General features: G+C 73.8%; 10 protein-coding genes and 1 other RNA gene. 6 read left to right on the top strand and 5 right to left on the bottom strand.

Annotated elements, in window-relative coordinates; all coding sequences use genetic code 11:
• The first annotated feature begins 35 nt into the window (after positions 1 to 35).
• Both erpA and WMF33_RS34765 read left to right on the top strand, forming a co-directional pair.
• Complete coding sequence (gene erpA / locus WMF33_RS34770) at positions 36 to 359, top strand: iron-sulfur cluster insertion protein ErpA (RefSeq protein WP_012238498.1); 324 nt, start codon at positions 36 to 38, stop codon at positions 357 to 359.
• 453 nt (positions 360 to 812) lie between these two features.
• A complete protein-coding gene (locus tag WMF33_RS34765) occupies positions 813 to 1664 on the top strand; it encodes a sigma-70 family RNA polymerase sigma factor (RefSeq protein ID WP_012238497.1) in 852 nt (283 codons plus the stop codon).
• Positions 1665 to 1730: 66 nt separating this feature from the next.
• Here the strand turns inward: WMF33_RS34765 and rnpB are convergent.
• Positions 1731 to 2195, bottom strand: an RNA gene (rnpB, locus tag WMF33_RS34760) — RNase P RNA component class A.
• 201 nt (positions 2196 to 2396) lie between these two features.
• Positions 2397 to 3254 carry a pyrroline-5-carboxylate reductase gene (gene proC, locus WMF33_RS34755; RefSeq protein ID WP_437332650.1) on the bottom strand — a complete coding sequence of 286 codons (858 nt, stop codon included), beginning with the start codon at positions 3252 to 3254 and terminating at the stop codon, positions 2397 to 2399.
• A 280-nt stretch (positions 3255 to 3534) separates the two neighbouring features.
• Between proC and WMF33_RS34750 the strand changes: the two genes are divergently transcribed.
• Complete coding sequence (locus WMF33_RS34750; protein WP_437332649.1) at positions 3535 to 5019, top strand: Do family serine endopeptidase; 1485 nt, start codon at positions 3535 to 3537, stop codon at positions 5017 to 5019.
• Between the two features lie 44 nt (positions 5020 to 5063).
• On the opposite strand, the gene WMF33_RS34745 is transcribed toward WMF33_RS34750, so the two are convergent.
• Entirely contained in the window at positions 5064 to 6317 is a 1254-nt protein-coding gene (locus tag WMF33_RS34745) for a lysylphosphatidylglycerol synthase transmembrane domain-containing protein (protein ID WP_437332648.1), read from the bottom strand.
• A 301-nt stretch (positions 6318 to 6618) separates the two neighbouring features.
• On the opposite strand from WMF33_RS34745, the gene WMF33_RS34740 reads away from it, so the two are divergent.
• Both WMF33_RS34740 and WMF33_RS34735 read left to right on the top strand, forming a co-directional pair.
• On the top strand, positions 6619 to 7743 hold the full coding sequence (locus WMF33_RS34740; protein ID WP_437332647.1) for a 6-phosphofructokinase: 1125 nt from the start codon (positions 6619 to 6621) through the stop codon (positions 7741 to 7743).
• Between the two features lie 203 nt (positions 7744 to 7946).
• Positions 7947 to 11285 carry a response regulator gene (locus tag WMF33_RS34735; RefSeq protein ID WP_437332646.1) on the top strand — a complete coding sequence of 1113 codons (3339 nt, stop codon included), beginning with the start codon at positions 7947 to 7949 and terminating at the stop codon, positions 11283 to 11285.
• A gap of 39 nt (positions 11286 to 11324) precedes the next feature.
• Here WMF33_RS34735 and WMF33_RS34730 read toward each other — a convergent pair whose 3' ends face one another.
• Complete coding sequence (locus tag WMF33_RS34730) at positions 11325 to 11786, bottom strand: cytidine deaminase (RefSeq protein ID WP_437332645.1); 462 nt, start codon at positions 11784 to 11786, stop codon at positions 11325 to 11327.
• Positions 11783 to 12634 carry a purine-nucleoside phosphorylase gene (locus tag WMF33_RS34725; RefSeq protein WP_437332644.1) on the bottom strand — a complete coding sequence of 284 codons (852 nt, stop codon included), beginning with the start codon at positions 12632 to 12634 and terminating at the stop codon, positions 11783 to 11785. Before WMF33_RS34725 ends, WMF33_RS34730 begins: the two co-directional genes overlap by 4 nt.
• Positions 12635 to 12678: 44 nt before the next feature.
• On the opposite strand from WMF33_RS34725, the gene WMF33_RS34720 reads away from it, so the two are divergent.
• A complete protein-coding gene (locus WMF33_RS34720) occupies positions 12679 to 13122 on the top strand; it encodes a hypothetical protein (RefSeq protein ID WP_437332643.1) in 444 nt (147 codons plus the stop codon).
• Positions 13123 to 13531 lie beyond the last annotated feature (409 nt).

The raw sequence follows: 13531 nt of genomic DNA, 5'->3' as shown, positions 1-13531 counted from the left end.
CCCCCGCCGGACAAAGCACGCAGAGGAGATTCAGGATGATCACGATCACGCAGAAGGCAGCCGAGAAGGTGATGGAGATCGCGACCGCGGAGGAGCTGCTGGGGCAGGGGCTGCGATTGCGCGTCGTGGGCGGCGGATGCGCCGGCTTCTCCTATGACCTGTACTTCGAGGACAAGCCGACCGAGTTCGACGAGGAGTTCGAGGACCGCGGAATCAAGCTCTACATCGACCCGCTCAGCTTCCAGTACCTCGACGGGACCGAGATCGACTACGTGGAAGGCCTCCACGGCTCGGGCTTCAAGTTCAGCAACCCGTCGGTCAAGAGCACCTGCGGTTGCGGCTCCTCGTTCTCCGTCTGATCCCGCGGCTCCGAGTTCCTCGGACCCCGCGCGCTCGCGCCTCCTCCTGAACCTCGCTTCCGTCCTGGCTCGCTCCGCCCGTCGGCGGAGCGGCCGACGTGAGATGCACACGGGCGCCGTGCGCGCGTACGCCCGGAGCATCGAGACCTTCCCGGCTCTCTAGCGGCTCCTTTTTGCCTCAGCGCTCGCGCGGGCGAGCCTGAGCCGCGTGCGCCATGGCTTCGCAGCCACGGTGTACAAGCTGCCCGCCCGGGGCGGCATGCCAGCTGCATCGCAGCCTGGGTGGGCTGCTCTCTTCGGAATCTCGAACCAACCGCTTCGGCGGCAAGTGCCGGCGGGGCGATCAACGCGATCGAGGTCCGGCTTCGGCCGGCCTCGGCCGCAGGAGCCGAGGTCCGGCGTCGGCCGGCCTCAACAACCGAACCGGGGTCTTCGGACCTCGAAGGAAACCCTGTGCAAACGTCCCGAGATCAGGCCAGCGCAGTTTCGCGCTACATCACGCATGTTCGGCAGATCCCGGAGCTGTCGCGCGAGGAAGAAGTCGAGCTCGCTCGACGGTGGAGGGACCACGGCGACGAGCAGGCCGCAGCCGCGCTCGCGCTCGCGAACCTGAGGCATGTTGTCTCGATCGCGATCAGCTACCGGCGGTACGGGATCCCGCTCGCCGACCTCATCGCCGAGGGGAACTTCGGGATCGTCCACGCGATCCGCAAGTACGACCCTGACCGTGGAAATCGCTTCGTGACCTACGCGGCCTACTGGATCCGGGCGTACATCCTGAACCACGTCATCCACTCCTGGAGCCTGGTCGGCGTGGGCTCGGGCCCGCTGCGCTCGAAGATGTTCTTCCGGCTGCGGCGGGAGCGGGCGCGCATCGCGGGCCTGGTGGGCGAGGGGGAGGAGGGCGATCGGCTCCTGGCCGAGAAGTTCGGCGCGCCCGCGGAGAAGGTGCTGGAGATGGCGCACCGGCTGGAGGCCCGGGACGTGTCGCTCGACACGAAGGTCTTCGAGGACGGCGCCCGGTCGCTGGTCGACACCCTGCCGGCGGACGACCAGGACCAAGAGGAGCGCTTCTCCCGCGCCGAGGAGGGGGCGCTGCTCCGCGAGCGGCTGACGCAGGCCGTGGAGAACCTCGACCCGCGCGAGCGGTACATCGTCGAGACCCGGATGATGGCCGACCCGGAGGAGGAGCTGTCGCTCGCCGAGATCGGGCGCCGCCTCGGGGTGTCGCGCGAGCGGGCTCGGCAGCTCGAGGCGCGCGCGAAGAAGAAGCTGCGCGACCGCCTGCAGCCGCTGGCGGCGTAGCGCCTTGCCACAGGTGAGCGGCGGGCGATCACAAAAGCACGGAGCCCCGCCGGGGCGGGGCTCCGTGGTCGCAGGGGACGTAAGCCGAGTTCTGTTGCGCGGGGGGTCGCCCCCCTCGCGCTGGCGATCATTCCTCTAGGACGCGCGTCGCCGCGCGCCTCAAGCAGCCAACCCGGAGGCCTGGGGCGGGCAGCCCTTGCCGTGGCGGCGGTCGCCGCCGCGGACGCCTCCCTACGCGGCCTTGCTCCAGGTGGGGTTTGCCGTGCCGCCCTTGTTGCCAAGGGCGCGGTGGGCTCTTACCCCGCCGTTTCACCCTTGCCGCGCGGCGAGCCGGCGGAGGCTCGGAGCGCAGCCCGTCCGGGCAGGAGGCTCCTCGCCCTCGCGAGGCGCGCGGCGCGGCGGTCTGTTCTCTGTGGCACTTTCCTCGAGATCGCTCTCACCGGGCGTTACCCGGCACCCTGCCCTGCGGAGCTCGGACTTTCCTCCCGCGACCGGGTTCCCCCGGCCGCCGGCGATCGCCTGTCCCGCTGCGACGCGGCGAACATAGTCAAGGGACGCCCGAACGCCAATACCTCCGCGCCGCGCGCCGGCCACGTCCCGGGCAGCGCGGGAGCGGGCCTCTGCCGCGGCCCGCTGTGACAGCTGTGGCAATTTGCTATCGGCTCGTCGAGCCATCGAGTCATCAAGCCGCCGCCGCGGGCCTCGCCACGGCGGCATCGCGACGCGGGGCGATCAGGTGCGGCGGAGCTTCTGCGCCATCTGCGCACCCAGCTCGGCCGAGCGGTTCGACGCGGCCTCGACCGCGTCGATCAAGGTGCGCCGGAGGCCGCCGGCCTCCAGCGTGTGGAGCCCCGCGATCGCCGTGCCGCCGGGGCTCGTCACCATGTCCTTCAGGCGCCCGGGGTGCTCGCCGGTCTCGAGCTGCAGCTTGGCGGCGCCGTACACGGTCTGCGCCGCGAGCAGCAGCGCCGCGTCCCGGCCGAGGCCGACCTTCACGCCGCCGTCGGCCAGCGCCTCGATCATCAGCATGACGTACGCGGGGCCGCTGCCCGACAGGCCGGTCACCGCGTCGAGCAGCGACTCGTCGAGCACGACCACGCGGCCGACCGCCTGGAACAGGGCCCGCGCGATCTCGACGTCGTCGCTCGTGGCGTGGCTCCCGGCGGCGATCGCCGTGGCGCCGGCCAGCGCGATCGCGGCGGTGTTCGGCATGCTGCGGATGACGCGCGCGCCCTCCGGCAGGCGCGCCTCGATCGCGTCGATCGGCACGCCGGCCGCCACCGAGATGACGACGTCCGCGCGGCCGAGCCCCGACGAGATGGGCGCGAGGATCCGATCGACGATCTGCGGCTTGACGGCGATGACGAGCACGTCGGCCCACTGGCAGAGCGCCTCGTTGTCGTCGGTGGTCTCGATGCCGTACCGCGCGTGGAGGAACGAGAGCCGATCGCTCTTGAGATCGCTCGCCCTGATCTGCTCGGCGCCCACGGCGCCCCCCTGGACCAGGCCTCGGATGAGCGCCTCTGCCATGTTCCCGCCGCCAAGAAACCCGATCTTGCGCCCTCGCAGCTGGCCGTCGTCGCTCCCCATCGCCCTCGCTCGCCTCCAGGAGCGCGCACCCTAGCAGCCTTATCGAGCCCGCGGCTCAAATCTCGACGGACACCGCCGCCGGCGCGGCGTGCCGCCGGGGACGGGCGGCCCGGCGCGCGGCGCCCGCCCGGCCCGGCGCGCGGCGCCCGCCCGGCCCGGCGCGCGGCGCGCGCCCATGTCAGCGGACCTCGTGGGGTTATTTGTGCGGCGGAATGAACGCAGTCGGTCCCCTGTTCGCCGAACGCAGGACGGGACCTTTCGACTGCATGACGGAGATTCCATGATTCAAGCGGTTTCCTATCGCTCTCGCGCCTCGGCCCTGGCGCTGCTCTCGATGGCGGCGCTGGCGTTCGGCGGGTGCGGCCAGCAGGCTCACGCCACGCCCCCTTCCACCCAGGCCGCAGCCGCCGCGCCCTCCGCGGCGCCGCCGCCCGTCTCCACCGTGACGCTCCCGCCGGCGCCGGTGCCGGCCACCTTCGACGTCGCGGCGCTGTCCGAGCGGGTCAGGCCGATGGTCGTCAACATCACGACGACGCACGAGTCCCGCGGTCCCGAGGGGCTCGACCCCTTCGATTTCTTCTTCGGCCCGCACGGCGGCGGCCGGCTCAACCCGCGGGGCGGCCAGCGCCCGCCGCAGACGGCGCTCGGGACCGGCTTCATCATCGATCCGAGCGGCTACGTGGTGACGAACGAGCACGTCATCCACGAGGCCTCCGGCGTGCGCGTCCGGCTCGCCGACGAGCGGGAGTTCGAGGCCGAGGTCGTCGGCCGCGATCCCAAGCTCGATCTGGCGCTCCTCCGCTTGAAGGGCGCGAGCGGCCTGCCCGTGGCGCCGCTCGGCGACAGCGAGCAGCTGCGGGTCGGCGAGCACGTGCTCGCGGTCGGCAACCCCTTCGGGCTCGGCCACACGGTCACGCTCGGCATCGTCAGCGCGAAGGCGCGCGCGATCGGCGCGGGGCCGTACGACGACTTCATCCAGACCGACGCCTCGATCAACCCGGGCAACAGCGGCGGGCCGCTGTTCAACTGGCGGGGCGAGGTCGTGGGCATCAACACGGCGATCCGGGCGGGCGCGAACGGCATCGGCTTCGCGATCCCGGTCGACGCGCTGAAGGACGTGCTCCCGCAGCTCCGCGAGAAGGGCTTCGTCGAGCGCGGCAAGCTCGGCCTTTCGTTCCAGCCCGTCACGCGCGAGCTCGCCGCGGCGCTCCAGCTGGACACGCCCAAGGGCGCGCTCGTCGCCGAGGTCGAGCCGGGCGGGGCCGCCGCGCGCGCCGGCATCAAGCCGGGCGACGTGATCGTCGACGTGAACGGCACCCCGATCCTCCACGCCGAGGAGCTACGGCGCAACGTGGCGCGCAACGCGCCCGGCTCGGAGATCGAGGTGACCGTGGTGCGCGGCCAGAAGCGGCAGGAGCTCCGGGCCAAGCTGGACGCGCTCCAGGACGAGGAGGGCGACGCGCAGGGCCGCGTGCGGCCGATCCAGGGCGCGCGGCCCGAGCGGCAGCAGAGCGCCGAGAAGCTCGGCATCCACGTCTCCGACGTGGCGGGCGGCGGGGTCCGGGTCGACGGGTTCGCGCAGGGCGTCGACACGCAGGAGCTCCAGGTGGGCGACGTGATCATCGAGGTGAACGGCGCCCCGATCAAGGACGTCGCCGGCCTCCGCGCGGCCATCGGCAAGACGAAGGAGGGGTCGACGGCGCTCCTCAAGGTGCGGCGCGGCAAGGTCGTCCAGTTCGCGGCCGTGCCCGTCCCCGCGCGCTGATCCCGCGGCGCGGCGCGCGCCGGTCCGCGCCGGTCCCCCCAGCATCACCCCGCGCCGCGCCGCCGGCCGGCGGCCTCTCCTTCCTCCGACGCGCTCGCGGGCGCGGCGCTCGCAGGCGCACCGCCGGCGGCGCGCGCCGCCTCGAGCGCTCGCTTCTCCGCCTCCGTCTGCTCCACCTGCGCCTCGAGCACGTCGGTGCCGAGGTAGCGGAAGACATAGATGCCCCCCACGAACATGCAGAGGAACAGGGTGAGCACCCGCCACAGGACGACGTACGGCACCACGAACGCGCCCTCGACCCAGGGCGACATGAGCGCGTTCGAGCCGAGCTCGGCGACGCCGCTCGCGCCGGGCGTGGGGCTCATGTAGAGCGCGAAGTTGAGCACCGTCTGCGTCAGGACGACCTGGACGATCGGCGGGCCCACCGAGACGAAGGTCGAGGGCGTCGTCGGGATGCCGAGCCCGAGCAGGATGAAGTAGGCGACGGCGAACCGCGACCAGAAGAAGCCGAACGTGAGCAGCAGCGCGGCGGCGTAGGCGCGCTTCCCGCGGCGCATGTAGATGCGGAAGCCCTTGTGGAACTCGTCCACGCCGTGCAAGACGCGCGCGGTCGTGGCGTGGGGTGCGGCGAGCGCGGCGTCGGCGCGGGCCCGCAGCCGGGGCACGCGCCGGGCGACCCGCATCGCGGCGCGCAGGAGCCCCCCGAGCGGCACCGACAGCGCGCGGACGATCGCCTTGAGCAGCGGCGGGTACGCCGCCGCGAAGATCAGCCCGACGAGCGCCGAGCCGAACATGGCGATGGTGAAGAAGAGCAGCCACTCGATCTGCGGGCCCCCGTGCAAGACCAGCATCCCGCTCTGCCGCAGCGCGAAGATGGCGACGGCCGAGAGGAGGAAGAACGAGACCGTGCACGAGGCGGTGAGCAGCTCCGCCGTGGCCACGTCGACGAGCCGCATGCCCCCGTGCACGAGCACGGCGGCCTGCGACGGCGCGGCGCCGGCCTGCCCCGGGGTCACGCCGGCGCAGAACATCAGCACGAACTCCGAGGTCACCGCGGTGCGCACGCGGAGCCCTGGCCAGAGCACGCGCCCGAGGACCCAGATCCTGAGGCCGCCGAACACGCCCTCTTGCAGGGCCAGCACGGCGCCGACGAGCAGCCAGCCCGGCCGCACGTGCGCGAGCCCGGCGGCGAGGCTCGCCTGCTTGTCGTGGATCTCGCTGTAGAGCACGTACGCGAACGACGCGAGCGTGAGCGTGACGATGACCTGGATGCCTCGGATCAGGGTGGCGCGGTTCATACGGGGGCGCGCAGCCGGGGTGATCGCATGCGCATGCCCCTATACCCTGTCGCCGGCGCTCGCGACCGTCATGCGGCGGCGCTCCCGGCGCGAGGCGCGCCGCAGAGCGGCCCCGACCACACGGCGCGCGCCGGTGCGAACCACGCTTCGCGGAGGCGTTTTCGCTCCTCCAGCGCGCCGCGCGCCGTCGTTCGTCGTCGACGCGAAGCGTGGCTGTCACGCGCGCCCCGCGCCTTTCGAGGCTCGGGCGAGGAAGATGTCTATTGCGTCGCCGAGGATGGCTCGCAATGCTGGCCGCCTCATGGCGGCACGTAAGATCGCTATCAGCACCGGCGGCGGCGACGCGCCCGGGCTCAACGCTGTGATCCGCGCGGCCACGCTCGGCGCGCTCGAGCGTGGCTGGGAGGTCTGGGGGATACGGCAGGGCTACCGCGGGTTGCTCGACGACTCGCCGGACGGGCTCATCCGGCTCGATCGCGAGCGTGTGCGGGGCATCGCGCACCTCGGGGGCACCATCCTGGGCACCGCGAACCGCGGCGATCCGTTCCACTACCCGACGCCGGGCGAGCACGGGCTCGTGCCGCGGGATCGGTCCGAGGACCTCGTGCGGCGGTTCCGCGCGCTGGGGTTCGACGCGCTCATCGCCGTGGGCGGCGACGGCTCGATGCGGATCGCGCACGAGCTCCTCCAGCGCGGGCTGCCCCTCGTCATCGGCGTGCCGAAGACGATCGACAACGACGTCTGCTGCACGGACATCACGTTCGGCTTCGACACGGCCGTGTCCATCGCGACCGAGGCGCTCGACCGGCTCCACACCACCACCGAGGCGCACGAGCGGATCATGGTCGTGGAGGTGATGGGGCGGCACGCGGGCTGGATCGCGCTCAACGCCGGGATCGCCGGGGGCGCCGACGTCATCCTGATGCCGGAGATCCCGTTCCGGTACGAGCCGATCGCCGACAAGATCCGCCTCCGGGAGTCGCGCGGGCGGCGCTTCTCCATCGTGGTGGCGGCGGAGGGGGCGCATTCGCAGGGGGGAGAGCTGATCATCAAGGACGCGGGCGACGCGTTCCGTCGCACCGCTGTCCTCGGGGGCGTGGCCGAGCGCGTCGCCAAGGAGCTCGCCGCCCGGACGGGCAAGGAGGCGCGCTCGATGGTGCTCGGCCACCTGCAGCGCGGCGGGGGGCCCACGACGGCGGACCGCCTGCTCGCGCTCCGCTTCGGCGCGGCCGCGGCGCGCTGCCTCGTCGAGGACTGCGGGAGCGGGATGGTCGCGCTGCGGGCGAACCGGATCGAGCTGGTCCCCCTCGACGAGGTCGCGGGAAAGACGAAGACGGTGCCGCTCGACTCGGACACGGTCGTCACGGCCCGCGAGATGGGCCTGTGCTTCGGCGACGAGCCGACCGGCCACTTCGCCGCGACCTGACCCGCGGGCGCGCGGGTGGGCTGCTGTCGGCCGTCGGCCCGGCAGGCGCCGTGGTGGGACTGTCCAGGTTCGCCCTCGGCCGGCGTTTCGCGCAGCGCGTCGTCGGCCGGACGGCCTGAGCGAGGCAACCAGCCTCGTGTTTGACACTCGTCGAAGGGGGCCGATATCTTGGGTTCCCCTCCGAACCCGCGCACACCCGGAACATGACGAAAGTCCTCGTATTTGAGAGCGATCCGGCGTTCGCCGGGGAGCTCCGCACGGAACTCGGCCGCCTTGGCTGCACCGTTCAGGTCGTCGACGACGGCAACGTCGGCCTGCAGGCCGCCGCGGCGGATCGCCCCGACCTCATCCTCCTGTCGATCGAGCTGCCGCGCATGAACGGCTTCTCGGTCTGCAACAAGCTCAAGAAGGACGTGCAGCTCAAGGACGTCCCGCTCGTCATCATGTCGAGCGAGTCGAGCGAGGAGACGTTCGAGCAGCACCGCAAGCTCAGGACGCGCGCGGAGGACTACATCCACAAGCCGATCGCGTTCGGCGAGCTCCTCGAGCACATCCGCAACTACGTCCCGCTCGACGGCGACGAGGCCGAGGCCGATCCGATCATGATCGACGAGGCCGAGGTGCTCGAGGCCGACATCGACGAGGACTCGGGCGATCCCACGATCATCACCGCGGCGGTGTCCTCGAACGGCACGCCCGCGAGCGTCGCGCCGCCGCCGCCCGCCGCGCCGAGGCCGCCGTCCGCCGCGCCGCCGCCGCCGCCGGCCCCGCCGCGGCCGCCGTCGGTCGCGCCGCGGCCGCCGTCCGCCGCGCCGCCGCCGCCCGCCGCCGCCGCGCAGGATCGCGCGCGGGCGCCAGGGCCGACGAAGCCGCCGCAAGCGCCCGCGGTGAGGTCGGATTCCGGCAAATCGGACGAGGACATCGAGGAGTTCATCGGCGGCGCGTTTACCCGGTTGATCCGCGACGAAGAGGAGGAGCGGACCGACGTCAGGCCCTCGGTCGCGCCGTCGACGCGGACGCCCTCGGTCGCGCCGTCGACGCGGACGCCCTCGGTCGCGCCGTCTGCGCGGACGCCCTCGGCCGCGCCGTCGACGCGGACGCCGACGTCCACCAGCACGCCGTTGCCGGCCTCGGCGCCGCCGCCGGTGAGCTCGTCGCCCGTGGCCGCCTACCGCGCGCCTGTCTCCGAGCGCGGGGGCGCCTACCGCGCGCCCGTCTCCGACCGCGGGGGCGCCTACCGCGCGCCCGTCTCCGAGCGCGGCAGGCTGACCCCTGCGCCGCCGGCGCCGCGATCCGACGCCGACGCGGGCGAGATCGAGCGCCTGCGCGCCGAGCTGGACCGGTCCAAGGACGAGATCGTCCGCCTCACCAAGGAGGTGGCCGCTGCGCGCGCCACGTCGCACCGCCTCGAGGGAGAGCTCTCTTCGGCGAACGACGGCAGCCAGGAGGCGGCCCGCCTGCGGCGCGAGCTCGAGGAGCTCAGGGCGAAGGCCGCGACCGGCGGCAGCCCCTCCAGGCCCGGCGGCGTGTCGAGCCGCGAGTTCCTCGATCTCCGCGAGGCGCTGAACAAGAAAGACAAGGAGATCCTCGCGCTCCGCGACCAGATGTCGCGCAAGGACAAGGAGCTCCTGGAGCTCCGGGATCAGGCGCTGTCGCTCGAGCGGGAGAAGGCCGACCAGGTCGACCGCATCCTGGAGCTCGAGCGCGCGAGCGAGGACCTCGACGCGCAGGTGGCGTCGCTGCGCGCGGACAAGGAGCTCGCCGCGAAGCGCGCCGACGACTTCAGGGCGCGCGCCGAGAAGCTGCAGGCGCAGATCGCCGGCCGCGACGCGGATCTGTCGGCGGCCCGGCAAGCGCTGATGGACGCGGAGGCCGCGCACACGGAGGCGCTGCGCTCCGCGTCGGACGAGAGGGCGCAGGCGATCGCCGCCGTCGAGGCGTCGGCGCGGCGCGAGATCGAGGAGAGCGCGCAGGCGGAGCGAGAGCGCTTCGAGCAGGCGGCCGCGGCGCACCGGGCGGAGGTCGAGCGGCTGAGCGCCGAGCACGCCGCCCGTGTGGAGCAGCAGGCCGCCGAGCACCGCGCGGCCGCCGACAGGCTGGCCGGCGAGCACGCGGCGGCCATCGACAAGCTGGCCGGCGAGCACGCGGCGGCGCTCGAGCGGGCGAAGGCCGAGCACGCGGCGACGGCGGACGGCCTGAGGGCGGAGCACGCCGCTGCCATGGACGGCCTGAGGGCGGAGCACGCCGCCGTCGTCGATCGGCTCAGGGCCGAGCATGCCGCGGCGACGGATGGCCTGAGGGCGGAGCACGCGGCGGCGCTGGACCGGCAGAAGGCGGAGCACGACGCGGCGGTCGCGACGTCGCAGCGCGAGCACGAGGCCGCCGTCGAGGCGCTCCGGCGCGAGCACGCGGGCGAGACCGAGCGGCGCGACCGGGAGCACGCGGCGGCGCTGGACGCGGCGCGCGCCGAGCACGCCGCCGCGCTGGACGCGGCGCGCGCCGAGCACGCCGCCGCCGTCGAGCGCATGAGCGCGGAGCACGCGGCCGCGCTGCAGGGGGCGCGGGCCGAGCAGGTCGCCGCGCTCGAGCGGCAGCAGGGCGAGCACGCGACCGCCGTCGAGGCGCTGCGGGGCGAGCACGCGGCCGCGCTGGAGGCGCTGCGGGGCGGGCACGCGGCCGCGCTGGAGACGCTGCGGGGCGAGCACGCGACCGCGCTGGAGACGCTGCGGGGCGAGCACGCGGACGACAGGGAGCGGCGCGATCGCGAGCACGCGGCCGCGCTGGAGGCGCTGCGGACCGAGCACGCGGCCGCCGTCGAGGGGCAGGCGAACGAGCACGCGCGGGCGCTCGAGGCGGCGCGAGAGGACTTCGCGGCGCGGCTCGCGGCGCGAGAGCGCGAGCTGGTCGAGGAGCGCGAGGAGGCCGTGCGCGCCGCCGAGCAGGCGCACGCGGCGCGGGTGGCCGACCTCGAGGCGCGCGCCGCCGAGCGGCAGGCGCAGATCGAGGCGGCGCACGCGCAGGCGCTCACCGACCTCCGCGGGGCGCACCAGGCCGAGATCGCCGAGCGCGAGGCCGCGTGGGCGGCGCAGAAGCACGAGCTGGACGAGATCGCCCGCGGGCTCTCCACCGAGCTCGGGCAGGCGCGCAACCAGGTGGCGCACCTCGAGGCCCGGGCGCACGATCTCGAGCAGCAGCTGGAGCAGCGCGCGGCCGAGCTCTCCGCCCGCACCGGGGAGCGCGACCGCCTGCAGGGCGAGCTCGCCGAGCGGGCGCGGGACGTCGAGGCGCTCCAGGGCCGGCTCGCCGAGGCCGAGCAGCGGGAGAGCGAGCTCGGCGCGCAGCTCTCGCACCGGACCGAGGAGCGCGACACCCTGAGGACGCAGGGCGAGCAGCTCGCGGAGCAGCTCGCCGTCGAGCGAGCCCGCCTGCAGAAGGCGCGCTCGAAATGGGGCGAGGACCGCGCCTCGCTGGAGCGCGCGCGGGAGGCGCTCGCCGTCGCGCTGTCGCAGATCGAGCAGAACGAGGTGCTGTCGGTCGAGTGAGCCGGCGGCGCTCGCTGGCGCGGGCGGCGCGCGGGGCGATCAGCGCGAGAGCGCGGCCGCCCCGAACGCCTCGGGCAGGAGCGCTGCCAGCGAGGTGAGCCGGGGCGGCGCGCCGCCGTCGGCGGCGATGAGGCGGATCGGGAGATCGGCGGCGAACTCGGCGAGGGTCTGCCGGCACATGCCGCACGGGCTGCCGAGGACGGCCCCGCTGGTGGCGACGGTGAGCGCGATCGGGTCGCGCTCGCCGGCCGCGACCATCTGCACGATGGCCGAGCGCTCGGCGCAGATGGCGAGCCCGTACGAGGCGTTCTCGACGTTGCAGCCGGCGAACACGCGGCCGGATCGCACGAGGATCGCCGCGCCCACCCAGTAGCCCGAGTACGGCGCGTGCGCGCGCTCCCGGACGGCGAGCGCCGCCCGGTCGAGCGCGTCCCAGTCGATCGCCGGCGCCGCCCCGGCCGCGGCGGGCGCCTCGCCGGCGTCCTGCGGGGCGCGGCTCACGACGCCGCGCTCCCGGCCGCGGCCTCGGCGCCGACGCGGCGGACCCACGTCGAGAGCAGCGCCGTGAACCGAGCGCGCGCCCTCCGGGCGGTCTCCTCGACCTCCTTGTGATCGAGCTCGCGCTGGGTCAGGCCCGCCGCGAGGTTCGTGATGCACGAGATGGCCGCGGCCGGCACGCCCATGTGCCGGAGCGCGATGATCTCCGGGACGGTGCTCATCCCGACCGCGTCTGCCCCGAGCGTGCGCAGCATCCGGATCTCCGCCGGCGTCTCGTACGTCGGGCCGAGCAGCCCGGCGTAGACGCCCTCGCGCAGCGGGACGCCGGCTTCGCTCGCCGCCGCCCGCGCGAGATCGAGCAGCCGGGGATCGTGCGCGTAGGTCATGTCGGGGAAGCGCTTGCCGAGCGCGTCGTCGTTCGGCCCGACGAGCGGGTTCGTCCCCATCAGGTTCAGGTGATCGGTGAGCAGCATGAGATCGCCGGCGGCGAAGCCGAGGTTGATGCCGCCGGCCGCGTTCGTCAGGAGCACGGCGCGGCAGCCGAGCCGCGCGAGCACGCGCACGCCGAACACGGCCTTCGCCGGCGGGTGCCCCTCGTAGAGGTGCGCGCGGCCCTGCAGGCAGGCGACCGGCACGTCCCCGACGCGCCCGGCGCAGAGAAAGCCGGCGTGCCCCTCGACGGCGGGCCGGGGCATGCCGGGGATCTCGGCGTAGGGGACCTTCACGAGCCCGGAGAGCTCGTCGCCCCAGCCCCCGAGCCCTGAGCCCAGCACCACACCGACGCTCGGAAGCGCCGGAATTCGTTGGCGAATGACGCGTGCGGCTTCGTCGAGCTCGGCCAGGAGGGTCATCGCGACAAGCTACCCCAGGGCGACGCAAAGGGTAAACGTCGCAGATGCACAGCGACATCGACCGTGATAGGGTCGCCGCCCTTTCGGGGCAAGTGACGACGATGGGCACCAAGATCGAAGATTTCTTGAAGGAAAAGAAGATCGACCCCCGCCGCATCCTGGCGGCGTCGGTCAAGATCGAGCGGCTGCAGCCCGAGGACCGGGCGATCCGCCTGACCAAGCGGCTGGCGCGCGGCAGCGAGGACGCCGCGAAGAAGAAGGAGGCCGCCGGCGCGAAGAAGCCGCGCAGCGGCCGCCCGGTGACCGACCGCACGCTGAGCGCCGCGTTGCAGGGCAAGCCGATCAGCGGCCCCGCGAAGACGCGCCTGCTGCGCGCGGTCAACCGCATCCTGGAGCAGAAGAAGCAGGAGAAGGTCGAGCTGTCGGCGCTCTTCGACCTGCCGAAGAAGGGTGGCGCCGCGGCGGAAGGCGCCGAGGCCGCGGGCTGATCGTACCGGACGGCCCGGACCCCTACGGCTCTTTCCACCGCCCGGCTTGAGCGCACGTCGGCCCCAGGCCGGAGCGGGCTCAAGCCGGGCACTTTTTTGTCGGTCCGGGGCTGACGCCGGTCGCTACACGCGATCGCGGCGGCGGGAGCCCAGCTCGAGCAGGTCGGCGGCCACGAGGGCCACGGTCAGCGACACGGCGATGATGATCATGCGCTGGAAGGTCGCGCCAATGTGCCCGGAGGAACAACTTTTGTGCGCTTCCGGGCGTCACTGCGGGCCCGGGGGCGGCGCCACGCGCGCGCGAGGCCACGCAGCGGCCTGAATGATCCGGCTGCCGGGCGCATCAGAGGCTTTGTGCATACCGTGGAGGTCGAGACGGGGGCGTTATGGGCGCACCTCTCGCGGTCGT

Origin of the sequence: Sorangium sp. So ce394 (genome assembly GCF_051474665.1) — a bacterium.
GTDB lineage: Bacteria > Myxococcota_A > Polyangia > Polyangiales > Polyangiaceae > Sorangium > Sorangium cellulosum_D.
Note: the sequence above shows the minus strand (reverse complement) of the source record. Positions and strands in the feature narration are given on the sequence as shown.